The 22447-nt window shown below is 66.8% G+C and carries 24 protein-coding genes and 1 rRNA gene; 8 read left to right on the forward strand and 17 right to left on the reverse strand.

Annotated elements, in window-relative coordinates; genetic code table 11:
* Positions 1 to 397, reverse strand: a 16S ribosomal RNA gene (locus LX81_RS19190); the annotation flags it as partial.
* A 759-nt stretch (positions 398 to 1156) separates the two neighbouring features.
* Here LX81_RS19190 and plsY point away from each other — a divergent pair.
* Positions 1157 to 1738 (forward strand): glycerol-3-phosphate 1-O-acyltransferase PlsY, encoded by a 582-nt coding sequence (gene plsY / locus LX81_RS19195; RefSeq protein WP_111538909.1) that lies wholly within the window; start codon positions 1157 to 1159, stop codon positions 1736 to 1738.
* 85 nt (positions 1739 to 1823) lie between these two features.
* Here plsY and LX81_RS19200 read toward each other — a convergent pair whose 3' ends face one another.
* From LX81_RS19200 to LX81_RS19215, 4 genes are all read right to left on the reverse strand, one after another.
* Positions 1824 to 2084, reverse strand: a complete 261-nt coding sequence (locus LX81_RS19200; RefSeq protein ID WP_111538910.1) for a YMGG-like glycine zipper-containing protein — start codon at positions 2082 to 2084, stop codon at positions 1824 to 1826.
* 100 nt (positions 2085 to 2184) lie between these two features.
* A complete protein-coding gene (locus tag LX81_RS19205) occupies positions 2185 to 3555 on the reverse strand; it encodes a glutamate--cysteine ligase (RefSeq protein ID WP_111538911.1) in 1371 nt (456 codons plus the stop codon).
* Positions 3556 to 3610: 55 nt separating this feature from the next.
* Positions 3611 to 4129 (reverse strand): hypothetical protein, encoded by a 519-nt coding sequence (locus LX81_RS19210; RefSeq protein ID WP_111538912.1) that lies wholly within the window; start codon positions 4127 to 4129, stop codon positions 3611 to 3613.
* 13 nt (positions 4130 to 4142) lie between these two features.
* A complete protein-coding gene (locus LX81_RS19215; protein ID WP_111538913.1) occupies positions 4143 to 4856 on the reverse strand; it encodes a 16S rRNA (uracil(1498)-N(3))-methyltransferase in 714 nt (237 codons plus the stop codon).
* Here LX81_RS19215 and ubiA point away from each other — a divergent pair.
* The 7 genes from ubiA to LX81_RS19250 all read left to right on the forward strand — a co-directional run bounded on the left by ubiA (position 4855) and on the right by LX81_RS19250 (position 12182).
* A complete protein-coding gene (gene ubiA / locus LX81_RS19220; RefSeq protein WP_211322831.1) occupies positions 4855 to 5835 on the forward strand; it encodes a 4-hydroxybenzoate octaprenyltransferase in 981 nt (326 codons plus the stop codon). The genes LX81_RS19215 and ubiA overlap by 2 nt on opposite strands.
* A 30-nt stretch (positions 5836 to 5865) precedes the next feature.
* Positions 5866 to 7758: an OmpA family protein gene (locus LX81_RS19225; protein WP_170134038.1), complete on the forward strand. Its 1893-nt coding sequence runs from the start codon at positions 5866 to 5868 to the stop codon at positions 7756 to 7758.
* Entirely contained in the window at positions 7755 to 8063 is a 309-nt protein-coding gene (locus tag LX81_RS19230) for a hypothetical protein (RefSeq protein WP_111538916.1), read from the forward strand. Before LX81_RS19225 ends, LX81_RS19230 begins: the two co-directional genes overlap by 4 nt.
* A gap of 93 nt (positions 8064 to 8156) precedes the next feature.
* Positions 8157 to 9059 (forward strand): chlorophyll synthase ChlG, encoded by a 903-nt coding sequence (gene chlG / locus LX81_RS19235; RefSeq protein WP_111538917.1) that lies wholly within the window; start codon positions 8157 to 8159, stop codon positions 9057 to 9059.
* Entirely contained in the window at positions 9056 to 10339 is a 1284-nt protein-coding gene (locus LX81_RS19240; protein WP_111538935.1) for a BCD family MFS transporter, read from the forward strand. Before chlG ends, LX81_RS19240 begins: the two co-directional genes overlap by 4 nt.
* A 2-nt stretch (positions 10340 to 10341) precedes the next feature.
* Positions 10342 to 11517, forward strand: coding sequence for a geranylgeranyl diphosphate reductase (locus LX81_RS19245; RefSeq protein WP_111538918.1), 1176 nt, complete (start codon positions 10342 to 10344; stop codon positions 11515 to 11517).
* Positions 11518 to 11615: 98 nt separating this feature from the next.
* Positions 11616 to 12182, forward strand: coding sequence for a L,D-transpeptidase (locus LX81_RS19250; protein ID WP_170134039.1), 567 nt, complete (start codon positions 11616 to 11618; stop codon positions 12180 to 12182).
* A gap of 139 nt (positions 12183 to 12321) precedes the next feature.
* Here LX81_RS19250 and pufX read toward each other — a convergent pair whose 3' ends face one another.
* The 12 genes from pufX to LX81_RS19310 all read right to left on the reverse strand — a co-directional run bounded on the left by pufX (position 12322) and on the right by LX81_RS19310 (position 22424).
* On the reverse strand, positions 12322 to 12546 hold the full coding sequence (pufX, locus tag LX81_RS19255; protein ID WP_111538919.1) for an RC-LH1 core complex protein PufX: 225 nt from the start codon (positions 12544 to 12546) through the stop codon (positions 12322 to 12324).
* 4 nt (positions 12547 to 12550) lie between these two features.
* Positions 12551 to 13543, reverse strand: a complete 993-nt coding sequence (pufM, locus tag LX81_RS19260; RefSeq protein WP_111538920.1) for a photosynthetic reaction center subunit M — start codon at positions 13541 to 13543, stop codon at positions 12551 to 12553.
* A gap of 12 nt (positions 13544 to 13555) precedes the next feature.
* Positions 13556 to 14386, reverse strand: coding sequence for a photosynthetic reaction center subunit L (pufL, locus tag LX81_RS19265; RefSeq protein WP_111538921.1), 831 nt, complete (start codon positions 14384 to 14386; stop codon positions 13556 to 13558).
* 104 nt (positions 14387 to 14490) lie between these two features.
* Positions 14491 to 14673, reverse strand: coding sequence for a light-harvesting antenna LH1, alpha subunit (gene pufA / locus LX81_RS19270; protein ID WP_111538922.1), 183 nt, complete (start codon positions 14671 to 14673; stop codon positions 14491 to 14493).
* Positions 14674 to 14687: 14 nt separating this feature from the next.
* Positions 14688 to 14837 (reverse strand): light-harvesting antenna LH1, beta subunit, encoded by a 150-nt coding sequence (pufB, locus tag LX81_RS19275; RefSeq protein ID WP_111538923.1) that lies wholly within the window; start codon positions 14835 to 14837, stop codon positions 14688 to 14690.
* Between the two features lie 179 nt (positions 14838 to 15016).
* Positions 15017 to 15250 carry a cytochrome PufQ gene (pufQ, locus tag LX81_RS19280; protein WP_111538924.1) on the reverse strand — a complete coding sequence of 78 codons (234 nt, stop codon included), beginning with the start codon at positions 15248 to 15250 and terminating at the stop codon, positions 15017 to 15019.
* Positions 15247 to 16722: a chlorophyllide a reductase subunit Z gene (gene bchZ, locus LX81_RS19285; protein WP_111538925.1), complete on the reverse strand. Its 1476-nt coding sequence runs from the start codon at positions 16720 to 16722 to the stop codon at positions 15247 to 15249. The genes pufQ and bchZ overlap by 4 nt, the downstream gene beginning before the upstream one ends.
* A 91-nt stretch (positions 16723 to 16813) precedes the next feature.
* Entirely contained in the window at positions 16814 to 18403 is a 1590-nt protein-coding gene (bchY, locus tag LX81_RS19290; protein ID WP_111538926.1) for a chlorophyllide a reductase subunit Y, read from the reverse strand.
* Positions 18396 to 19400, reverse strand: a complete 1005-nt coding sequence (locus LX81_RS19295; RefSeq protein WP_111538927.1) for a chlorophyllide a reductase iron protein subunit X — start codon at positions 19398 to 19400, stop codon at positions 18396 to 18398. Before LX81_RS19295 ends, bchY begins: the two co-directional genes overlap by 8 nt.
* Positions 19397 to 20338 carry a chlorophyll synthesis pathway protein BchC gene (gene bchC / locus LX81_RS19300; protein WP_111538928.1) on the reverse strand — a complete coding sequence of 314 codons (942 nt, stop codon included), beginning with the start codon at positions 20336 to 20338 and terminating at the stop codon, positions 19397 to 19399. Before bchC ends, LX81_RS19295 begins: the two co-directional genes overlap by 4 nt.
* 100 nt (positions 20339 to 20438) lie before the next feature.
* Complete coding sequence (locus tag LX81_RS19305) at positions 20439 to 21542, reverse strand: methyltransferase (protein WP_111538929.1); 1104 nt, start codon at positions 21540 to 21542, stop codon at positions 20439 to 20441.
* 12 nt (positions 21543 to 21554) lie between these two features.
* Complete coding sequence (locus tag LX81_RS19310) at positions 21555 to 22424, reverse strand: polyprenyl synthetase family protein (RefSeq protein ID WP_111538930.1); 870 nt, start codon at positions 22422 to 22424, stop codon at positions 21555 to 21557.
* Between the last annotated feature and the right edge of the window lie 23 nt (positions 22425 to 22447).

Consider the following 22447-nt stretch of genomic DNA (forward strand, 5'->3'; position numbering starts at 1 on the left):
GACCCTAGGGCCTTCGTCACTCACGCGGCATGGCTAGATCAGGCTTGCGCCCATTGTCTAAGATTCCCCACTGCTGCCTCCCGTAGGAGTCTGGGCCGTGTCTCAGTCCCAGTGTTGCTGATCATCCTCTCAAACCAGCTACTGATCGTCGACTTGGTAGGCCGTTACCCCACCAACTATCTAATCAGACGCGGGCCGATCCTTCTCCGATGAATCTTTCCCCCCGAAGGGGCGTATACGGTATTAAACCCAGTTTCCCGGGCCTATTCCGTAGAGAAGGGCACGTTCCCACGCGTTACTAACCCGTCCGCCACTAAGCCCGAAGGCTTCGTTCGACTTGCATGTGTTAGGCCTGCCGCCAGCGTTCGTTCTGAGCCAGGATCAAACTCTCAAGTTGAAACATCCCGAAGGATGTGTCCTTGACGTTCGAACCTCTGCACATCTTCCACCGTACCCCCACCTGCCAGCTACTCGAGCACGACAGGCAAAAGCCCAGTGGAAAGTCTCTGTTTCATGTGCTCCAGGTTACCGAAGTAACGCAAAGCCACATCAAACAGTGAAGCTGACACCTCATCATCGGCCGAAGCCTAGAGGCGCGATATACAGAAGGCTGATCCATCGAATGAACCAAACCGCCCGCATATCTCTTCAGATACCCGCAATGTCAAAGAGCAACAGACAAAAACAAACAAGATGCGCCCTATCCTCGGCGCGCCCCGCCTGATCTATCTGCTTGTCCAACCAACCCGTCCCCTCAAGGACCCGCTGGCCGTCCCTCCGAAGCTCCCCGCCCCGTCGGTGAAGGCGTATCTACGGATACCGACCAAAACCCGCAACCCCCTTTCACAACTTTCCGCAAAGTTTTTGCGACGGGAGTATGACAGCTCGGGAAATGGCTCAGCAGCCATAGGTCGATGTGAAGGCGGACTTGGCGCCGCGACCCACCGGGCTAAGCGTTCGTTGTAGCGATATCAGCCGATAAGCCGTTGTTGCCGCATATCTTTATGAAGCCCCCAACTCGAGAAAGCCTCCGGGTACACGTAACCAGCGATGAAACGAGCATGCCACCATGGCCTAGTGAAAAGAGGTCATATTCCTGTCGACCGAGAACGTGGGCTGTGCTGAGCATGGGCGGAATATCGGATGCAGGTCTCACATGCTGATTCTCACGGCCCTCCTCTCATACCTCCTTGGATCGATTCCCTTCGGACTTCTGATCACCCGCGCTTTCGGTCTCGGGGATCTCCGCCAGATCGGCTCGGGCAATATCGGCGCCACGAACGTCCTGCGGACTGGGAACAAGCTCGCGGCCCTCCTCACCCTCATCTGCGATGTCGGCAAGGGTGCCTTTGCGGTGATCGTGGCTAGGCTGACCATCGGCGAGAGCGCCGCCCAGATCGCGGGGTTCGCCGCATTCCTCGGACATTGCTATCCGCTCTATCTCGGGTTCAAGGGCGGCAAAGGGGTCGCCACGTTCCTCGGCACCGTCCTGGCACTGGCCTGGCCCATCGGAATCGCGGTCTGTGCGACTTGGCTCGCGGTCGCGGCGATCTTCCGGATCTCGTCGCTCGCGGCTCTGATCGTGGCACTACTTGCGCCGCTCTATGCACTTGCCCTCGGCGCGGCGCCCCTAGCGCTGGGGCTCGCGGCGATGGCTCTTCTTATCTTTCTGCGACACCGCGCCAACATTGCCCGCCTGCGCGCAGGTTCCGAACCGCGGATCGGGTCGAAAACCTGATATGCCCAGGCATCCCGGACACGATGACCCAAACGAAAAATGGCGGCCGATGGCCGCCATTCTCAGCTTCGTGAACTGAACTGCTTCAGCAAGGTGCGGTATATTGCCGGCCGTAATTGTCAGAGTAGACACATTGGCCGGACTGCCGCGACTGACCGATGTAATTGCCGGCCGCAGCACCCGTCGCACCGCCGATGAGCGCGCCCGCGACGCGGTCGTCATCGCCCGAAACCGCCGCGCCGAGCGCCGCGCCAGCTGCGGCACCGGTCAGGGCCGACTGGTTCGGGCTCGTCTGGCACGCGGCCCCGAACAGGACGAGCGGCAGAACAAACAGAGCTTTCTTCATTCCATATCCTCCGAAATGTTGAGCTACGAATACGCTGGCTCGCAAGCGGGTTCCAGTCAACTCTTCGACACGCGGCCGATCCCCGCCGAATCCGCACTCTTCAGTATGAATGAGCCTCGAAAATTCGCGTCAGGTCGCCGTTCCACGAGTCCCGATATTCCGCCAGGAGGTCGTCCGCAGGTGTGCGTCCGCTCTCGACGCTTTCCTTCAGCGCGTTCAGGAAATGGGTCTCGTCCGGAATGAGACCGCCGGCACCGGGTCGGGCGCGGGCCTTCAGCCCTCGTTCGGAAATCGCGACGCAATCTCGCGCGAGGGCATGCATGTCGATCTCACCCACCCTGGCCTGCAGGCCGTCGACAGAGGCGGCGACACGCAGCGCCTCGCGCGTCTCCGCGTCCCAACCCCGGCAAAGCGTCCAGGCCGCGTCGAGTGCCTCCGCGTCGTACATGAGCCCCACCCAGAAAGCCGGCAGCGCACAGAGCCGCCGCCAGGGGCCGCCATCGGCGCCCCGCATCTCGATGAACTTCTTGATCCGCGCTTCTGGAAAGAGCGTCGTGAGGTGGTCGGCCCAATCGCCGAGCGTCGGTTTCTCACCCGGAAGTGCCGGCAGCTCGCCCTTGAGAAAGTCCCGGAAGGATTGGCCGAGGGCGTCGATATACTTGCCGTCGCGGTAGACGAAGTACATCGGGACATCGAGCGCGTAGTCGGCCCAGGCCTCGAAGCCGAATCCGTCATCGAAGACGAAAGGCACCATGCCGGTACGATCCGCATCGAGGTCGCGCCAGACCCGAGAACGCCACGATTTGTGGCCGTTCGTCCGCCCCTCGAAAAACGGCGAGTTGGCGAAGAGCGCGGTCGCCACGGGCTGCAACGCGATTGCCACGCGCAGCTTCTTCACCATGTCTTCCTCGGAAGAGAAGTCGAGGTTCACCTGCACCGTGCAGGTGCGCCGCATCATCTGGGTCCCGTGCGTGCCGACCCGCTGCATGTAGCCATCCATGAGCTTGTAGCGGCCCTTGGGCATCAGCGGCATGTCCTCGTGCGACCAGTGCGGCGCGGCACCGAGACCGATGAAGCCCACGCCGATCCCGTCGGCCACCGCCTTCACTTGCGCGAGGTGATCGTTCACCTCATCGCAGGTGGCATGGATCGTTTCCAGCGGAGCACCCGAAAGCTCGAGCTGCCCGCCCGGCTCGAGGGAAACGTTGGCGCCGTCTTTCTCGAGGCCGATGAGCTTGCCCGCCTCCTCGACCGGCGCCCAGCCGAACTTGTCGCGCAGGCCCGAGAGTACCGCATGGATCGACCGCTCTCCCTCGTAGGGCAACGGCTTCAACGTATCCTTGCAATAGCCGAACTTCTCGTGCTCGGTCCCGATCCGCCAGGCCTCGGGCGGCTTGCAACCGCTCTCCATGTATTCGACGAGCTGCGCGCGCCGTTCGATCGGCACGCCGCCGGATTGAGGGATCGACATGGAGGGCCTCGTCTCGCTTCCGCCATGGCTGGAGTGGCGCGGGCCGCGGGGGAAGTCAATGCAGCCGCGCGGGCGCCCTTTGCCACAGGGTGCGCCGTTCCGGCGTGTTTCCCCGCGTCGCCGACAGGAGTTCTTCATGGGTCAGCCCCGGCAGGGCGGCGAGCGCGTCGTAGAGCGATGACGCCTTTTCCGCGTCCTGGGGAATCGCGAGCCGCTCGCCCTCCGTGCTCGAAAGATGCCAGATTGCGGGGCCGTCGGTCTGTCGTTCGACCTCCACGCGCGAAAGGGCCTCGAGGGAAACCGAGCCGCCGCCGGGCCCGGAAAGATAGGTGATCTGGCGCTCCGTCACCACCACGACACCCGCGCCGCCACCATCGCGAGGCCGGCGCGAGCGCGCGAGCCCCTCTCGCATGATGCCGATCCCGCCCAGCACGAAGGCCACGCCGACCCATCGCATGAGACCGGGCTCCATCACGATCCACCAAAGCCCGAGCCCCGCGGCACCCAGCCCGATTGCCGCCTCCCGCCAGCGCAGGATCGCGGCGAGAACCTCGGGCCGGACGAACCCTTTCACGATCTGCCCCGTTTCATCGCCAATCTCCCATCGCCTGCTGCCAAAGCGTCAGCGCCGCGACCGCCGCGGTATCGGCGCGCAGGATTCGCGGCCCGAGGGAAACGGTCCGTGCGATCTTTTCAAGCCGCCGGCGTTCGGCATCGGCGAACCCGCCCTCCGGCCCGATCAGCACAGCTCCCGGCGCCGACAGCCCCTCGAGCCCCGTCACGGCACCCGACCGTGCCTCGTCGCAAAAAAGGAGGTGCCGCTCCGTGGGCCAGGTATCGAGCAGCGCATCGAGCGGCACGATCTCGTCTACCTCGGGGACGAAATTTCCGCCACATTGCTCCGCCGCTTCGACGGCGTGGGCCTGGAGCCGGTCCCGCCGCAAGCGCTCGGAATTGGTGAAGGCGGTCCGGACGGGACGGATTCGCGCGACGCCGAGCTCCGCCGCCTTCTCGACGATGAAATCCGTCCGCGCCTTCTTGATCGGCGCGAAGAGGAGCCAGAGATCGGGCGCGTTCCGCTGCGGGGCGATCTGGCTTTCGGCCACCAGCGTCCCCGCCTTCCGACCGAGCGTATCGATCCGCGCGGACCACGTCCCGTCGTGCCCGTTGAAGATTTCGACCGGATCGCCCTCCCCTCGCCTCAGCACGCCCGCAAGGTAATGCGCCTGTGATGGGGTCAGAGGAACCGTTTGCCCCTTCCCGAGGGGATGGACTACATGAAGGCGCGGGATCGAGGGCATGTCCGGGGGTCGAGCTTTGCTATCAGGATCGCAGGCGACAGAAGGCCAGGTCTCGGATGCCGTCAAGGGTAACTGGGTCGATCGCCTCGCGCCCGTGCCGATCCGCCCCTACCTCCGGCTGAGCCGCGCCGACCGGCCGATCGGCGCCTGGCTGCTGCTGCTTCCCTGCTGGTGGGGCGTCCTGCTCGCCGCGGTGCATACCGGACGGTTCGGCTGGTCCGGGCTCTGGATCATGGCGGGCTGCGCCGTCGGCGCGGTACTGATGCGCGGTGCGGGCTGCACCTGGAACGACATCACCGACCGCGACATCGACGGGGGCGTGGCCCGCACCCGCTCCCGGCCGATCCCTTCGGGCCAGGTTCGCGTCCGTGGCGCCGTGATCTGGATGGTCATCCAGTCGCTTCTGGCCTTTCTCATCCTCCTTACCTTCCCGATCGGGGCCATCCTGCTCGGGATACTGGCTCTCGGCCCCGTCGCCATCTATCCCTTCGCCAAGCGGTTCACCTGGTGGCCGCAGGTCTTTCTCGGCATCGCCTTCAATTGGGGCGCCCTACTCGCCTGGACCGCGCTCACGGGCAGCCTCAGCTGGCCGGCGGTGGCGCTCTATCTCGCCGGTATCGCGTGGACCCTTTTCTACGACACGATCTACGCGCTCCAGGACATCGAGGACGACGCGCTGATGGGCGTGCATTCCACCGCCCGTCTCTTCGGCAGGCGGGTGCGGTCCTGGCTGGCGGGCTTCGCGGTCGCGGCTACGCTCCTGACGGGCATCGCCGTCCTTGGCGCGATCGGGGCCGGGAACTCGCTCCTCGCGACGATCCTCGGGTTCGGTGCGGTGGCCGCCTTCGGCCTTCACATGATGTGGCAATTCTCCCTGCTCGATCCCGGGGACCCCGAATCCTGCCTGCGCCTCTTCCGATCGAACCGCGACGCGGGCCTGCTCGTCGCGCTGTTTTTCGCTCTAGCTGCGATGGCCTGAGCATTCCCTGACGCTTCGCCGAGTATGACCATGACCTCACGCCTCCTCACCCCGCTCGTCTTCTTCGCCGCGGCCGGTCTCTGCATCGCCGGGGCCTGGGGCGCCGTCGTCGCCGTCGAGCAGCAGGCGGCCACGGATGTCGGCGAGGCGCTGGAGGAAGCGGGGCTCGGCTGGGCAGAGGTCCGGGCCGACGGGCTCCGCGTCGATCTGTCGGGGATCGCGCCGGACGAAGCGGCGCGGTTCCGGGCGGCGAGCGTGGCGGGCGGCGTCGTCGATCCCGAGCGGGTCATCGACCGGATGGACGTGGCGACCCGCGATCCGGCCGCCCCGCCGCGGTTCTCGATGGAGATCCTGCGTAGTGGCGACGGAATAACGCTGATCGGCCTGGTCCCCGCGGAAACCGACCGTCAAGGCCTCCTCGATGCGATCTCGTCCGGGGCCGAGGACGTATCCGTCACTGATCTGCTCGAAACCGCGAGCTATCCCGCGCCTCGGGGCTGGGCGGAGGCCGTCACCTTCGGGCTCGACGCACTCGAGCTCACGGAGCGCGCCAAGATCTCCGTCGCCGCCGACGGGCTCGGCGTGACGACGATGGCACCCGATCCTGCGGCACGCGACATGCTCGAAGTCGCCCTGCGCGATGCCGCTCCGGACGGAGCTGCATTGGCGCTCGACGTGAAGGTGCCAAGGCCCGTCCTGACCCCGTTCCTCCTGCGTCTCGTCAAGACCCCGGAGGGCGCCGAACTGAACGCGTGTGCCGCCGATACGGAGGTGGGCCGCGACGCGATCCTCGCCGCCGCACGCGCTGCCGGGACGGACGGGACGGAGGGCTGCACGCTCGGGATGGGTGTACCGAGCGCCGCCTGGCCTGACGCGGCGGAGCGTGGCATCGCGGCACTGGCGACGCTTCCCTCCGGCACGCTCACGCTCACGGATCTCGCCATGCGGATCGATGCCGGCCCGGAAACCGAACCGGCGACGCTCGAGAGCCTTGCCGACGAACTCCGCACCGACCTGCCGGAAGAATTCTCCCTCGTGGCCCTGGCCCACCCCGAGGAGGCCGACGCACCGGAACTTCAGCCGCCCGATTTCGTCGCGATCCGCAATCCGGAAGGACAGGTGACGATGGAGGGCCGACTCGGCACGGCACTCGAACGGGACGCTGTCGACAGTTTTGCCCGCGCGCTCTTCGGCCTCGATCACGTGGGCGGAGAGATCGACGTCGCGCCCGGCGTTCCGGATGGCTGGTCGCCCCGCATCTTCGCCGCCCTCGACGCGCTGTCGCTGCTCGCCGGTGGCCGCGCGGAGGTCACGGAGGACATCGTGCGCATCTCGGGGACGACCGCCATGGAAGAGGCGGAGACGCATATCGGCGAAATCGTCGCCGCCCGGCTCGGCCCGGAGGCCGATACCGAGATCGACGTGACTTACGACGCGCGGCTCGATCCGGAACTGGCGCTGCCCACGCCCGAGGAATGCGCGGCCGAGATCAATTCGATCCTGACGCTCAGGCAGATCACCTTCGCCCCCGGCTCCGACGAGATCGACACGGCCTCGCGCGAGAGTGTCGACGCCATCGCGGACATCCTGCGCCAATGCGAGGACGTGACGATGGAGGTGGCGGGCTATACCGACAGCCAGGGCGGAGAAGAGATGAACCGCCGCCTGAGCCAGAGCCGGGCCGACGCGCTGATCGCGGCGCTGATGGCCCGGCGCATCGTCACCGCGCCCCTGACCGCCGTAGGATACGGGGAAGAGGACCCGATCGCCGACAACTCGACGCCGGAAGGCCGCGAGGCGAATCGCCGTATCGAGTTCCGCCTGCTCGTCGACGACGCGCCGGCCGAGGACGCTGCAGCGGAGGATGCCGAGGAAGAGGACGCCGCCGCGGCGGAAGCCGACAACGATGAGGCAGGGCAATGAGCCGACAGGATTTCATCATTGCGACCGCCATCGTCCTTTTCGCGGCCTTCGCGCTCGGCTGGTTCGCGAACTGGCTCGTGCATCGTCTGACCCGCGTCAGCCGGGCCGACCTCGCCGAACTCAACCGACTGACGCAGGTGACGAACGATGCGGAAGCCACGCGGGATCAGGCGATCGTGTATCTCCAAAAACGCGAGGCGGAGATGGAACACGAATTGAAGCAGGCAGAGGCCGACCTCCGCGACGCGCGAGAGGAGATCGCCGATCTGCGCCGCCATATCGATCACCTCGAAGGCCGCGCCTGACACGGAAGCGCACGGCGCGACATTTTCTCCGATAGATGGTAGCGATGCCGGTTTTCCTTGCGAGACTCGGACTTGTGATGTTGAAGTTGACACATGAGTGTCAACCTTGACTTACACCCCGCCCGGTCCGTCCCGGCGCCCTTGGCGCTTCTGGAACTTCTGAAGCCCGTCACCTGGTTCCCGCCGATCTGGGCCTATCTCTGCGGCATCGTCTCGGCCGGGGTCTCGCCGTTCTCGTCCTGGCCACTGGTGATCCTTGGCATGCTTCTCGCCGGTCCCGTGGTCTGCGGCATGAGCCAGGCGGCGAACGATTGGTGCGACCGGGAGGTCGACGCAATCAACGAACCGCATCGCCCGATCCCATCGGGCCGCGTTCCTGGTCTTTGGGGACTCATCGTCGCGATCGCCCTCTCGGCCCTGGCCGTTGCCCTGAGCTGGCTCCTCGGACCCTGGGGCTTCGGCGCGACCTGCGTCGCGGTCCTCGCCGCCTGGGCCTATTCCGCGCCGCCCGTCCGGCTCAAACGGTCGGGCTGGTGGGGGCCGGGACTCGTCGGGCTCTGCTACGAAGGGCTTCCGTGGTTCACCGGCGCGGCGGTGCTGTCGGCTGGTGCTCCGTCCTTCGAGATCGTGATCATCGCGCTTCTCTACGCGATCGGGGCCCACGGGATCATGACGCTCAACGACTTCAAGGCGATCGCGGGTGACCGACGCATGGGCATCCGCTCGCTTCCCGTCGTCATGGGCCCCGCCGCCGCCGCGCGTCTCGCCTGCACGGTGATGGCGCTCCCGCAGGTCATCGTCATCTCGCTCCTCCTGATCTGGTCGCTGCCCCTCTATGCCGCCCTCATCGCACTGTCTCTGGCGCTCCAGATCCGTTTCATGAAGACGCTTCTGACCGACCCCGAAGGCCGTGCGCCGTGGTACAATGCCACGGGCGTCACGCTTTACGTCACCGGAATGATGGTTGCGGCGGTGGCGATCCGGGGCGGCGTCTGATGCTTTCCTGGCTCGCCATCGTGCGGCTGGGCCTCGTGCAGATGGCGCTCGGGTCGGTCGTGGTACTTACGACATCCACGCTCAATCGCCTAATGGTCGTGGAACTGGCGCTCCCCGCCGTGCTGCCGGGGCTCCTTGTCGCGCTTCACTACGGCATCCAGATCACCCGCCCGAACTGGGGCTTTCTCAGCGATACCGGCGGCAGGCGGACGGCGTGGATCGTACGTGGCATGACCCTCCTCGCCGGGGGTGCGATGCTCGCCTCCCTGGGTATCGTCGTACTAAAGGCGTCCTTCGCCGCCGGTCTCGCCGTCTCGATCCTCGCCTATGCGCTGATCGGGCTCGGCGTGGGCGCGTCGGGCACGTCGCTTCTTGCACTTCTGGCGACCGCCACGGCCCCGCGGCGACGGGCGGCTGCGGCGACGATTACCTGGCTCATGATGATCGCGGGTATCGCGGTGACGGCGGGCGTCGTGGGCTGGCTCCTCGATCCGTACACGCCCGTCCGCCTTCTGGAGATCGTGGCCTGCGTGACGCTCGGGTCCGTCCTTCTCACCCTCCTCGCCACCTGGGGGGTGGAGCGCGGCGTCATCGCGCGCCCCGCGCCCGAGCCCATGCCCTTCCGCGAGGGTCTTGCCGAGATCTGGGCGGAACCGAAGGCGCGCGCCTTCACACTCTTCGTCGCCCTCTCCATGAGCGCCTATTTCATGCAGGAGCTGATCCTCGAGCCCTATGCGGGTCTCGTCTTCGGCTTCACGCCTGGGCAATCGACGCAACTTTCGGGCGCGCAGAACGGCGGCGTCTTCGCGGGCATGCTCGCCGTGGGTATCGCCGCGACCGGCCTCGGCCTCGGCGCGCTCAGGACCTGGGTGATCGCAGGCTGCGTAGGCTCCGCGGCCGCCCTGGCGGCGATCGCGCTCGCCGGTCAGTCCGAAAGCGCCCTGCTTCTGCCCGCGACAATCGCCCTTGGCTTCTTCAACGGCATGTTCGCGGTGGCCGCCATCGGATCGATGATGGCGCTCGCGGGCGAGGGCCGGGAATCGCGTGAAGGCACGCGGATGGGTCTTTGGGGCGCGGCACAGGCGCTTGCGGCGGGTTTCGGCGGGCTCGTTGGCGCGGCCTCGGTCGATCTCCTGCGCCTTGCCATGGGCCCCGCCCCGGCCTTCGGCCTCGTCTTCGCCGCCGAGGCGCTCCTCTTTCTCGCCGCCGCCGCGATGGCGGCGCGCATCATGGATGCGCGTCCGCGCGCCCCCCAAGCCAACCTCGTTCCGGGAGAATGACCATGTATGATGTCGTCGTGGTGGGAGGCGGACCCTCGGGGGCGACGGCCGCCGAGGATCTGGCGCGATCCGGCAAGCGCGTGGCGCTCCTCGACAAGGCCGGGCGCATCAAGCCCTGCGGCGGCGCGATTCCGCCCCGCCTGATCGCGGATTTTGCCATTCCCGACAGCCAGCTCGTAGCACGCATCGGCACCGCGCGGATGATTTCTCCCACGCATCGCGCCGTCGACATCCCGATCGAGAACGGCTTCGTCGGTATGATCGACCGGGAGCATTTCGACGAGTTCCTGCGCGTCCGCGCCGCCAAGGCGGGCGCGGAGCGGATCACCGGTACGTTCCAGGAAATCCTCCGCGGCGACACGACCGCCGTACTCTACCGCGACCGCGCGAGCGGAGAGACCCGCTCCCTGCCCACGCGGCTTGTCATCGGCGCCGACGGCGCGCGCTCGAACGTCGCGCGCGGAGAGGTGCCGGGGGGCGACAAGATCCCCTACGTCATTGCCTACCACGAGATCATCAAGTCGCCGGGCAAGACCGCGACCTACGATCCCATGCGCTGCGACGTGGTCTACGACGGCACGATCAGCCCCGATTTCTACGGCTGGGTCTTTCCCCACGGAGAGCAGGCGAGCGTCGGCATGGGAACGGGCGTGGACGGCGTGGACCTGAAGAAGGCCACCGCCGCCCTCCGCCGCGCCTCCGGCCTAGAGGAGTGCGAGACGATCCGGCGGGAAGGCGCGCCCATTCCGCTGAAGCCGCTCGACCGCTGGGACAACGGTCGCGACGTGGTGCTCGCGGGCGATGCGGCAGGCGTCGTCGCCCCCTCCTCCGGGGAGGGCATCTACTACGCCATGGTGGGCGGGCGCGTCGCGGCCACGGCCGCCGCCGCCACCCTCGCCTCCGGCCGGGCGTCCGATCTGAAGCTCGCCCGCAAACTCTTCATGAAGGAGCACAAGACGGTCTTCCGCGTGCTCCGCACCATGCAGGACGCCTACTACAAGTCCGACGAACGGCGGGAGCGGTTCGTCTCGCTCTGCCACGACATCGACGTGCAGCGCCTGACCTTCGAGGCTTACATGAACAAGAAGCTCGTCCGCGCGCGTCCGATGGCGCATCTGCGGATCGGTGTGAAGAACCTCGCCCATCTCATGCGGCTGGTGCCCCCAACCTACGGCTGAGAAGCCACAGGCGGGCACTTCTCACGCGGGCTTCAGTTTACTTTGGCGCAACGGGCGCCATCCTAGTGGCGAAATATCCGCTGCCACGGAGACCGCCCATGCTGACCCGCCGCCATTTCGTAGCCTCCGGGCTCGCCCTCGGCCTCGCGCCGACCTCGGTGTTCGGCCATGCCGGGCTGCCGCATACCTCGCGTCGGACGATGGCCGCGCGCGACGTGGAAGTGAGGGCCGATATCGAGCCCGACACGATCCATATCTTTCCGGATTATTTCGCCCTCTACCACGTCCGGGCGCCGGGCTTCGCACGCGAGTACCATATCGCGGTCGGGGCCGCGGGGCGCAACATGACCGGTGACACCGTCATCCGCCGCAAGGAGGAATGGCCGTCCTGGACGCCCACCGCCAACATGATCCGACGCGAGCCCGAGACCTACGCGCAATATCGCGAGGGCTTGCCGGGTGGACCGATGAACCCGCTCGGCGCGCGGGCGCTCTATCTCTATCAAGGCAGCCGCGACACGCTCTACCGTATCCACGGAACGCCGCAGCCCTGGACGATCGGCACCGCGGTCAGCTCGGGCTGCATCCGTCTGACGAATTCCGACGTGATGGAGCTTTATCCGAACGTCGCGCTCGGTACACCCGTCACCACCTACTACAACTGATTGCGGCCTAGGCCAAACGAAACGCACCGCGGAGCGCGCGGCCCCGCGGTGCGGCGTCCTGTCGCCAACAGGACGGGAACCGGGGCATGGGATCCCCGATCCGCGAGTTCCGGGCAGCACTCCGCCCGGAACGTTCCTGTCAGCCGATCCCGCTCACGCGGATCGTGAGATCGATCGCGGCATAGGGGTCTTCGGGCAGGATGCCCCGGATGAAACCCAGCACCGCGAAGAAGATCAGGATCCCGAAGAAGACGATCGCGGCGTAGAACGCACCGAGCGACATCTGCGAGAAGCCCCAGAGCGCCAGCGCCTTTTTCGCGCTCGAGGGTTCAGCCTGTTCGTACCATTTCACCTGGTCTGCCATCGTCTCACTCCGCAGGGGGGCTGTAGATCATGAACTCTTCGGGCGTCCGCGCCGGCACGTAGTTCTGCGCAGCACCGTAGCCGTGCTCCTGAGCCCAGACGAACCAGTTGTCGACGACCGTGCCCGTGAGCAGGATGCCGATCCCGCCCGTAAGCGTGGTCAGCACCGCGAACCACCAGGCCCAGCGATGGATACCCTCCATCGTCGCGTTGAAGCCCATCGTCCAGCGCCAGAAGAGCCCTGCCCGCTCGGACGCCGTGCCGCGATCCGCGATCTGCTCGAGCTCCCGATCGCCGCCGTAGCGCGTGACGGCGAGGATCGTGCCCCCGTGCATCGCGAAGAGCAGCGCGGAGCCGTAGAGGAACACGATCGAGAGCGCGTGGAACGGGTTGTAGAACAGGTTCCCGTAGGTCAGCGAGAAGAGGTTCGTCCAGTCGAGATGCGGGAAGATCCCGTAAGGCACCGCCTCCGACCACGACCCCATGAGAACCGGCCGGATCAGGCCCAGGACCAGGAAGAGCCAGATCGCGGAGGCAAAGGCCCAGCAGACATGCTTGCCCATGCCGAGCTGACTTGCCAGCGAATAGGACCGGATCCACCAGGTGATGACGGCGACGAGCAGGAAGAAGCTGGCGATGAGCCAGAGCCCCCCCTCCCAGAGCGGCGGGATGCCGAGACCGTATTCCGGCGCAGGCGGTTCGAGCGCGAGATAGAAGAGGTCGCGGAAGAAGAGTGCGGGCGAGAAATCGACCTGCACCCAGAAGGAGATGCCAACGAGGAAGAACCACAGGCTCCCCGTCATCAGCGAGATCACTCCGTAGGGGCCGAGGTAGATCGGCCCGAGCTGCGCGTTGCCGAACCATCCCAGGAGCTGGGAGAAGCCGGCGCGGTCGGTGCGGTCGCGCAGGTCCGCGGCCTCGACCATGCCCATCTCGGGCGGGCCCTGGATCTGCACCTGGGTAAAGATATTCTGATATCCGGGCGTGAATCTTGGCATATCCCTACTCCCTCACAGATCCGCCCACCAGGGCAGGTCGATGTACCAGTCCCACCAGACGACCCATTGGTCGAACCAGACGGTCCCGGAGATGACGATGCAGACGGCGCTCCAGAACCCGGCATTCAGCGCGAGCAGGAGGCCGAGACGATGGATGCCGAGCGGCCCGATGGAATAGCCGATGAAGTCCCGGAAATACGTGTCCTCGTGATCGGCCATCCGCATCGTCTTGCCCTTCTCGGGGTTCGCCGCCGACAGGATCAGCGAACCGTGGAGTGCAAGCGCCAGCGCGTTGGTGAAGAAGAACGTCACCGCGATCATGTGCGCCGGATTGTAGTGGAAGTTGCCGTAGAGGTATCCGGTGTAGCTCACCCAATCGAGGTGGCTCCAGATGCCGTAGGGAAAGCCGTGACCCCAAGCGCCCATCAGGACGGGCCGGATGACCGTCAGCGTGGTATAGGCCAGGATCGCGAAGCTGAAGGCCACCGGCACGTGGAAGCCGATGCCGAGCTTGCGACAGATCTCTACCTGCCTCAACGCCCAAGAAATGAAGGCACCATGCGCGCAGATGGTGACGAGCTGCCAGAGCCCCCCCATGTCGAGCGGCGCCGCGCCGAGCCCGTAGGAGATGGGCGGCGGATTGACCGAGATCAACCAGGGATTCCAGACCCCCTGGATCGCGGCGGTGTAGAAGATCAGGATCGTCCCGAGCCCCGCGAAAAATGCCGCGGTGACGCCGAAGAAGCCCACGAAATACGGTCCGATCCAGAAATCGAAGAGATCGCCGCCGATAAGCGTGCCGCCCGGCACGCGGTATTTTCTCTCGAAGCTGAGCAATGCCATCTTCAATCTCCGTTCTGTGCCGGCATCCGTCGCGGGGCCGTCGTCGCGTGCTCTGGATCGCGGCGGGCGGTCGTGCCGCCCGCGGCGCTGTCATGCGTTCGCGCTCAGTCGACCACTTCGACGTTTCCGGTGCCGTACTTGGCAGCGGATTGCTCGAACCAGTTGTACCGGTCCGTGCTGAGCAGGACGAGGTGGATCATCGCCGCCAGCAGGAACAGGAAGACCCCCTGCGCCACGAAAACGCGACGGGGATCAAAGACCAGCCAGATTTTGTAGAATTTCGCCATTCTTCAGGTCCCCCTCAGAACCACGGGCGCCAGATGAACACCGCTATGTGAGCAACAACGGCCACGGCCGAGAACAGCCAGAGCCCGCTCATATAGACGGAGTGCAATTCCTGCGCCTGCTCGTCGGTAAGACCCGTGAACGACAGGTCGGTTCTATCAGCCATCTAACTCTCCTTCGGATCGTCAAGCTGACGCCGCGGGGCCCCGCGGCCGGGTTCCGGCACGTGCCGGACTTCACCCGGCCATGCGACCGGAGGAATTCTGTCTCCCGAGCCGCCCCGGACCTGATCCGGGGCCTCGCGGGTCGAGGTCCCGGGTCAGGCCCGGGACGGCGTCGTCCCAATCATGCCGCGAAGATCATCGGCGTGATGATTCGCGCCTGGCTCCAGGCGCGCGCCAGCGGCCCGCGCTCGGGGAGCCGAAGCGTCCGCAGCGCGGTCAGCGCCCAGGTCAGCGTGGCGAGCGGCAGCGTGGCCAGCAGGATGATCGCGAAGTAGATCGCGAATTCCGCCCTCGACCGCCGCGCGGTGCGCGAGGAAACCGCGAATGGGGCCATTCCGTTCGTCATGTCACTCATCTGAGATCCTCCTCGTTGGACTTTTCACGCGCGGGCGCGAGCGCCCTCACGGTTTCTCGCATCACCCTCTCCGCGCCTTGCGCGAGGGCTGATCTCTCGGCGGCGTCGCGAAGGTTTCGCGCCGCCGAAATACGGGTCAGGACGGGATGCTCGGCCACGATCCGGTCGAGTTCGGCCTGTGCATCCGTGTCCCATGGGAAATCGCGCCGGAGATTGGCGGGCGTCGCCTCCGCCGCGTCCATCTCGGAGCCAAGGGGCAGGATATGGAAGAGCGCGTCGAAGAGGCCGTTGCAAACCTCCTGCAGAAGGTAGGTGGCCCCCGCGTAGCCCATGAAGGGCGTGCCCGTGGCGCGCCGGATCGCGGCACCCGGAAAGCTCGCGGGCAGAAAGGCGGGCGCCGGTCCGTGACCGGACTTCATCTCCGCGAGGTACATCTTCTCGTTGATCGAGCCCATCACGACGAGCGGCCGCTTGCCGTGCATCATGCTGCGGATCGCGTCGTTGTCGGTCTTCTTGCCGGCCACCCGCGACACCGCGAAGGCGCAGGGGAAACCCAGTTCCTCCTCGAGGTAATGGCGGATGCCGCGCGCATAGGTCTCGTTCGCGACCACCGCGAAGCTCGCCGTCGCGAAGAAGTCCTGCGTGACCGACCGCCACAGATCCCAGACGGGCTTCAGCGTCGAATGCTTCTCGCGCTCGATGAAGGGCTCCGGATCGAGGCCAAGGAGCTCCCCAAGCGCGCGGAGGAATTTCGTCGTGCTCTCCACGCCCACCGGCGCCTGCAGGTACGGCTTGCCCAGCACCTCGCAGAGGCCGCGACCGAATTCGCGGTACATGCAGACGTTGACGTCGGCGTTCACGAGGTTGCGCATCTCCGCGAGATGCGCGCCCAGGGGCATGACCATGTTGATCTCGGCCCCGATCCCCTCGACGAGGCGTCGGATCTCCGCGAGATCGGACGGCATGTTGAACGTGCCGTACATCGGCCCGAGGATGTTGACGCGCGGGGCCGCGACCTCGTCGCGCTTCTTCTCGGGCGGCATCCGGTCCTTCGTCATCCCCCATTCGGTGAAGATCCAGGTCATGGCGCGGTCCGCGGCCTGCCATTGATCCTCGTCGATGGTGCGGGGGAGGAAGCGCTGGATGCTCGTGCCCTGCGGCGTCACGCCTCCGCCGATCATTTCTGCGATCGAGCCGGTGACGACAACGGCGGGCAGCGCGGGATCGAGCGTGTCCCAGGCGCGTTTCATCGCCTCCTCGGTGCCCGAACCCATCTCTTCCTCGCCGAGGCCGGTGACGACGATCGGCAGTTCGTGCGGCGGCAGGGCGTCGGTGTAGTGCAGGACGGACGTAACGGGCAGGTTCTCGCAGCCGACCGGGCCGTCGATCACCACCTGCAAACCCTTGACGGCGCAGAAGGCATAGACCGCCCCCCAATAGCCGCCCGCGCGATCGTGGTCCTGGATCAGCATGCGCCCACCTCCCCCGCGCCGCACCGTGCCCCGCGAGCCGAGGTCCCGGGGCAAGCCCGCGACGGATGGAAATATGCCGGAAGGGCGCGCATCATATCATCTCCTGCGCCTTCGCGGCCTTCCGCTGCCGCTCGAGCTTCTTGAGGTTCTGCGCACGGAAATCCGGCCGCAGGTTCGGAGCGCCCTGCCAGACGCCGGAGGTCTCGCCGCCGCCCACGCCTTCGAAAAAGCTGCGCATCCGCGCCATCCGGTCACGATTGCCGATGGCGGCGTTCACGACCTCGGCAAGGGACCCGGCACCCGCCGGGCCCATGAGCGGCCGCGCAGAGATGAGGTTGGTGAAATAGAGCGACGGGATGCCGAGCTCCTTGGCGCGCTGCACCACGGGGGTCGTTCCGATGGCGAGGTCGGGCTTGACGCCTTCCATCGCAGCGAGGTCGTCCTCAAGGCTCGCACGATAGACGACCTTCGCGCCATGCGCCTCGAGCCATTCACGGTCGGCCGCCGATTGCAGCGTCTTCGGACAGGCCGTGCCGACATAGGGCACACGCGCGCCGCTTTCGACGAGAAGACGCGCGAAGAGAAGCTCGCTGCCCTCGTAGCCCGAGACGGTGATCGTTCCATTGACACGTGCGCCCTGCAGGGCACCCTCGATCGCGGGCAGGAACGCGTTCTGCGCCGCCGCGATCTTGTCACCCGCGATCCCGAACGCCGCGCCGATCGCCGAAAGCCACGCGGCGGTACCGTCGCGGCCGACAGGCGCGGAGCCCACGATCGGGCGGCCTGCCGCGGAGAATTCCCGCATCGACGCGGTGTAGAACGGATGGATCGCCGCCACCGCTCCGCAATCGAGCGCGGCGTAGAGTTCGCGCCACTCGCGCGCCGGCACGACCGGACCCGCGGCGAGGCCCATCGGGGCCAGCATCGCGCCCAGCATCATCGGATCAGCTGGGAACATCTCGCCCAGAAGCGCGACGGATGGACGGTCGTCGCGCCCCTGCGTCGGCCGCGCGACCGGGCCGGCCTCCGCTTCGCCCCGTGCATAGGCAAGCATCGCGCCGGAAAGCACGTCCTTCGCCTCCGCATGGGTGGGGATGCCGAAGCCCGGCACGTCGATGCCGATAATGCGGACGCCGTCGATTTCCTTGGGCAACAGCCGCAGCGGCACGCCCGAAGCCGTCGGGACGCAAAGGTTGGTGACCACGATCGCGTCATAGCGCGCGGGATCGGCCATCTGATGCACGCTCTCGCGGCTGTCCTCGAAAAGCTTGCCGGTGACCAGCGTCTCGGAGCTGAAGGGGACATAGCCAACGCTGCGCCGCGCGCCGTAGAAATGGCTTACGAAGGTGAGCCCGTAGACGCAGCAGGCCGAGCCCGACAATACTGTCGCCACGCGCCGCATCCGAAGACCCACGCGCAGGCTTCCGAAAGCCGGGCACATGCTCTGCGGCTTGTCGTGCGGCCCTTTCGGGTAATCTGCGGCATAACGGTCGAGAACCTCGCCTGCCCCCGCCTTGCGCGCCGACGCCTCGAGTGTCGCGCTGGAGGTGCACATCCCCGCAGCCTCGCCCCCCGCAAGACCCGGGGCCGGGTCCGGCGCACCGTCGGAGGAGGACACGTCCGTGATCTCCACGCGCCCGGCCGCGTCGTAGCCGACCTCGTATGCCTGTCGATCAGACATCGTCGTAGACCACCTCGAGCGATGGTTTCGGCGCCGATTTCTTCCCGCGCATGTCGGCATCGGTCGCCGGCACGAGCACCACGTCGCCGCCCGTATCCTTCGAGTCGAAGAGGGCCAGCAGCCCGTCCTGATCGAGCGGGGACGGCTGGCAGGGCGGCGCCAACCCGACCTGCTCCGCGAGCCCGGAGAAAAGATCGCCCCAGCGGGAGGTTTCGGTACCGACGATCTGGTAGTTGGCCGACTTCTTGCGGAGGTCGTCATCGGCCGGGATCGCGGCGAGAACAGGGATGTTCACCGCCTTCGCGAAGGCCTGCGCCTCGCCGGAATGATCGTCCTTGTTGATGACCAGTCCCGCGACGCCCACATTCCCGCCCATCTTGCGGAAATACTCGACCGCCGAGCAGACGTTGTTGGCGACATAGAGCGATTGCAGATCGTTGGAGGCGACCAGGATCACCTTCTGCGCCATGTCGCGAGCGATCGGCAGGCCGAAGCCACCGCAAACCACGTCGCCCAGGAAATCCAGTAGAACGTAGTCGAAATCCCAGTCGTGGAACCCGAGCTTCTCCAGCAGCTCAAACCCGTGGATGATCCCGCGCCCGCCGCAGCCGCGGCCGACTTCGGGACCGCCCAGCTCCATCGCGAAGACGCCGCCGCGCTTGAAGCAGACGTCGCCGATCGCGACCTCCTCGCCCGCGAGCTTCTTCTGCGTCGAGGTCTCGATTATCGTCGGACACGCCTTGCCACCGAACAGAAGCGAGGTGGTGTCGGATTTCGGGTCGCATCCGATCAGGAGCACGCGCTTGCCCTGCTCCGCCATCATGTGGCTGAGATTGGCGAGCGTGAAGGACTTGCCGATGCCGCCCTTGCCGTAGATCGCAATGATCTGCGTCTTCGAGGTCGGCGCGCCCTGCGGCACCTCGAGCGAGGGCTCCGCCGCCTCGGTCTTCAGCTTGGCATCGTAATCGCGCAGATTCGGAACTTCGTCGAGGCTCATGCCACGTCCTTCCAGTCGAGAATCATCTTGAGGCAGGCGGGATCGGTAAAAGCGCGCTCGTAGGCCGCGGCCGCATCCGCGGCAGCCATACGGTGGGTGACGAGCCCGGCGAGGGAGAGCGTTCCCGACTCGACCAGGCGACGGGTCACGACCATGTCGTCGGGCGTCCATTCCGCCGCGATGCGGATGCGCGCCTCCTTCATGAAGGCGGGCGGGAAAGCGAAGGAGATCGGGTCGGTGTAGAAGCCCGCGAGCACGATCTCGCCGCCCTTTGCGATCCGGCCGATCAGTTCCGGCAGGAGCGCGGCGGATCCGGATGCATCGAAGATCGTGGCGTAGTCGCGCCGCGGATCCGCCTCGGGATCGATCACTTCGTAATTCATGGCGCCGCCACGCCGCGCCGGATCGCGCTCCCAGACCACGGGCGCACCGCCCGCGGCGCGGGTGATCCGCGCGAGAAGCCGGCCGAGCGTGCCGTGGCCCACGATGAGCTCCGGCAAGTCGCGGTCGAGCCCGGCCACCGCATGCAGTGCCGTCGCGGCGAGCGCCAGGAGCGCGCCGTCCTCCCCGAGACCCGCATCGATGGGCGTCACGCGGGCCGCGTCGGTCACGATCCGCTTCGATGCACCCCCGAAGAGGCCGCGAATCGGACCGTAGCAATTAGCCCCCGGCACAAAAACGCGCGTCCCAACGGCGATCCGTGCGCCGGGGCGCGCCTCCACGACCTCACCGACGCTCTCGTAGCCCGGCACGAGTGGGTAGCCCATGCCCGGAAAGGGCGGCATCCGGCCTTCCCAGAACAACTTTTCCGTTCCGGTCGAGATCCCGGAGGCCGCGATCTCGACCACCAGATCACCGTCGCCCGGCGCGTCGATCGCGATCTGGGCAGCCGAAAGGCTCCGGGGGGCGTCGAGCAGGATGGCAGTGGTGTCGGGCACGATTGGCCTTTCGCGGTTCCTGTCACGGGAGAGGCAAGAATCCACCGTGGCTTACTGTCAGACTAAACTTACACATCGATCTGTCAATAAAATTAGACAGTCATTGCGGAACGCGTGCCTCGACGACCGTGGTGACGAAGGCGCGGCGAGGCTTGTGGGCCGTGATTTGATCGAACCCTGCCCGTTCGAGGAAAGCCGCGACTTCACCCGCCGACCGGGCGCGCCCTGTCCGCATCGCAAGGCAATAGATCGCGAAATAGATGTCGCCGGATACGTTCGGACGCGGCCCCCCGGTCATCGGCTCGGAAACGATCACCCGTCCGCCCGGTGGAAGTAACGCGCGCACCTTGGCAAGGAGCGCTGCCACCGTCGCATCGTCGTGGTCGTAGAGAACCCGGACGAGAGAGATCGCGTCGGCCCCGGCGGGAAGTGGATCGTCGCGGAAACTTCCCGGATGGATCGCTGCCCGCTCGCCGAGCCCCGCCGCGGCGAGCCGCACCCGCGCTGCCTCCGCCACGGCGGGCAGGTCGAAGAGCGCGAGGGTCATCCCCCGCGCCCGTCGCGCCGCGTGCTCGAGAAAGACGCCCGTTCCGCCACCCACATCCATGAGCCGGCCCACGCCCCGGAGGGAAACGGCATCGAGGGTCTCCTCCGCGACCATCGCCTGGCTTTCGGCCATCAGGGCGGAATAGCGCGCGGCCTCCGTCGCGCCGCCCTCGCCGCCGAGGACGTAGGGCCAGAAACCGGCGAGCTCCGTCTTCGTCTCGCCACGGAAGAAGGCCACCGGATCTGCGAGGTCACGGTAGAGTACCTCGTGATGCGAGATCATCGCCTCGAGGCCGGGAACGCCGATCAGCGCCGCACCCCTCAGGCTCGTGCGGTATCGGCCCCCACGGAGGTCGAGAAGCCCCATCGCCACACCCGCGCGCAGCAGGATCTCCGCGCGCCCTGCTTCCATTCCGAGGCGCGGGGCGAGCGCCGACGCCGTCTCCGCGCCATCGCGTAGCAGGTGAAGGACGCGCAATTCGACCAACGCGGCGAGCGCTTGGCTCTGCACGAAGCCCGCGACGAGGTCGAAGATCGCCTCTCCCTCGCGACGGACATGGCCGCGGACGAATGGTAGCCGTGCGGCCAGCCGCTGAAAGCCGGGCCGACCGGCCAGCCGGTTCAGCCGCCCCTTGAGACCCGCGTCCCGATCAGCCACGTGCGACGCGGCTCATTCCCCGGGATGCAGGATCGAAACCGGGACGAGCTTCTGCGCGTAGCGGGTGACGAGCTGGGCGAGCATCGCTTCGCCGGGACAGGACGGAATGGAGGCAATCGCGCCTCCGAGAATGTCGCGCAGCCGCCCCATCGCGCCGTCGATGCCGAGCGCGGAGACCGCGTTCGGACGCCCGTGGCGGTCATCCTGTCCCGCGGGCTTGCCCAGATGGTCGGGGGTGCCGAGCGCATCGCGCAGGTCGTCGGCGACTTGGAACGCCTCGCCGATACGCGCCCCAAGCTCTTCCCAGGGCTCCGCCTCCTGCCCCGCCGCGACCGCGCCCATCTGCGTCGCCGCAACGAAAAGAGCGCCGGTCTTCGCACGGTGATAGGCGGCAAGGTCGACCCGCGCCTCGCTCTCCCAGCCCTGCCCCGCGCAGATACCCCCCGGCATCCCGGTCCGCTGCGCGAGGATCCCCACGAGCTCCACTCCGCGTGCGGGATCGGCCACCGCCGCCCGCGCCAGCGTCTCGAACGCCGCGACGATCAAGCTATCGCCCGTGAGAACCGCCAGAGGCTCCGAAAAGGCACGATGGACGGAAGGCTTGCCGCGCCGCTCTCCCGCATCGTCGAAGCACGGCAGGTCGTCGTGAACAAGGCTTGCGCAATGAATGAGCTCGAGCGCGGCCGCAGCCGCATCGGTAAGGCCGGGCCTGTCGTCTCCACAGGCGAGCGCGACGCTGGTGAGGATCGTGGGGCGGATCCGCGCGCCGCCGGGCATCGTTGCATGCTGGAGTGCCTGGGCAAGACGGGGTGGAGCGCCGGCGCCTTGACCACGGCGGATCGCAGTTGTCAGGGCGGCATCGATGCGGGGAGCGAGGGTCATGGCGATCCGATCTGTCAGTCTAA

The sequence above is a fragment of the Palleronia aestuarii genome (genome assembly GCF_003253995.1).
Taxonomy (GTDB): domain Bacteria; phylum Pseudomonadota; class Alphaproteobacteria; order Rhodobacterales; family Rhodobacteraceae; genus Palleronia; species Palleronia aestuarii.

Excerpts from the sequence above, each read along its gene's own strand:
- plsY (WP_111538909.1), top strand. The coding sequence starts at position 1,157 with ATGCTGATTCTCACGGCCCTCCTCTCATACCTCCTTGGATCGATTCCC.
- LX81_RS19200 (WP_111538910.1), bottom strand. The coding sequence starts at position 2,084 with ATGAAGAAAGCTCTGTTTGTTCTGCCGCTCGTCCTGTTCGGGGCCGCG.
- LX81_RS19205 (WP_111538911.1), bottom strand. The coding sequence starts at position 3,555 with ATGTCGATCCCTCAATCCGGCGGCGTGCCGATCGAACGGCGCGCGCAG.
- ubiA (WP_211322831.1), top strand. The coding sequence starts at position 4,855 with ATGTCCGGGGGTCGAGCTTTGCTATCAGGATCGCAGGCGACAGAAGGC.
- LX81_RS19215 (WP_111538913.1), bottom strand. The coding sequence starts at position 4,856 with ATGCCCTCGATCCCGCGCCTTCATGTAGTCCATCCCCTCGGGAAGGGG.
- LX81_RS19225 (WP_170134038.1), top strand. The coding sequence starts at position 5,866 with ATGACCTCACGCCTCCTCACCCCGCTCGTCTTCTTCGCCGCGGCCGGT.
- LX81_RS19230 (WP_111538916.1), top strand. The coding sequence starts at position 7,755 with ATGAGCCGACAGGATTTCATCATTGCGACCGCCATCGTCCTTTTCGCG.
- chlG (WP_111538917.1), top strand. The coding sequence starts at position 8,157 with ATGAGTGTCAACCTTGACTTACACCCCGCCCGGTCCGTCCCGGCGCCC.
- LX81_RS19245 (WP_111538918.1), top strand. The coding sequence starts at position 10,342 with ATGTATGATGTCGTCGTGGTGGGAGGCGGACCCTCGGGGGCGACGGCC.
- LX81_RS19250 (WP_170134039.1), top strand. The coding sequence starts at position 11,616 with ATGCTGACCCGCCGCCATTTCGTAGCCTCCGGGCTCGCCCTCGGCCTC.
- pufX (WP_111538919.1), bottom strand. The coding sequence starts at position 12,546 with ATGGCAGACCAGGTGAAATGGTACGAACAGGCTGAACCCTCGAGCGCG.
- pufM (WP_111538920.1), bottom strand. The coding sequence starts at position 13,543 with ATGCCAAGATTCACGCCCGGATATCAGAATATCTTTACCCAGGTGCAG.
- pufL (WP_111538921.1), bottom strand. The coding sequence starts at position 14,386 with ATGGCATTGCTCAGCTTCGAGAGAAAATACCGCGTGCCGGGCGGCACG.
- pufA (WP_111538922.1), bottom strand. The coding sequence starts at position 14,673 with ATGGCGAAATTCTACAAAATCTGGCTGGTCTTTGATCCCCGTCGCGTT.
- pufB (WP_111538923.1), bottom strand. The coding sequence starts at position 14,837 with ATGGCTGATAGAACCGACCTGTCGTTCACGGGTCTTACCGACGAGCAG.
- pufQ (WP_111538924.1), bottom strand. The coding sequence starts at position 15,250 with ATGAGTGACATGACGAACGGAATGGCCCCATTCGCGGTTTCCTCGCGC.
- bchZ (WP_111538925.1), bottom strand. The coding sequence starts at position 16,722 with ATGCTGATCCAGGACCACGATCGCGCGGGCGGCTATTGGGGGGCGGTC.
- bchY (WP_111538926.1), bottom strand. The coding sequence starts at position 18,403 with ATGTCTGATCGACAGGCATACGAGGTCGGCTACGACGCGGCCGGGCGC.
- LX81_RS19295 (WP_111538927.1), bottom strand. The coding sequence starts at position 19,400 with ATGAGCCTCGACGAAGTTCCGAATCTGCGCGATTACGATGCCAAGCTG.
- LX81_RS19310 (WP_111538930.1), bottom strand. The coding sequence starts at position 22,424 with ATGACCCTCGCTCCCCGCATCGATGCCGCCCTGACAACTGCGATCCGC.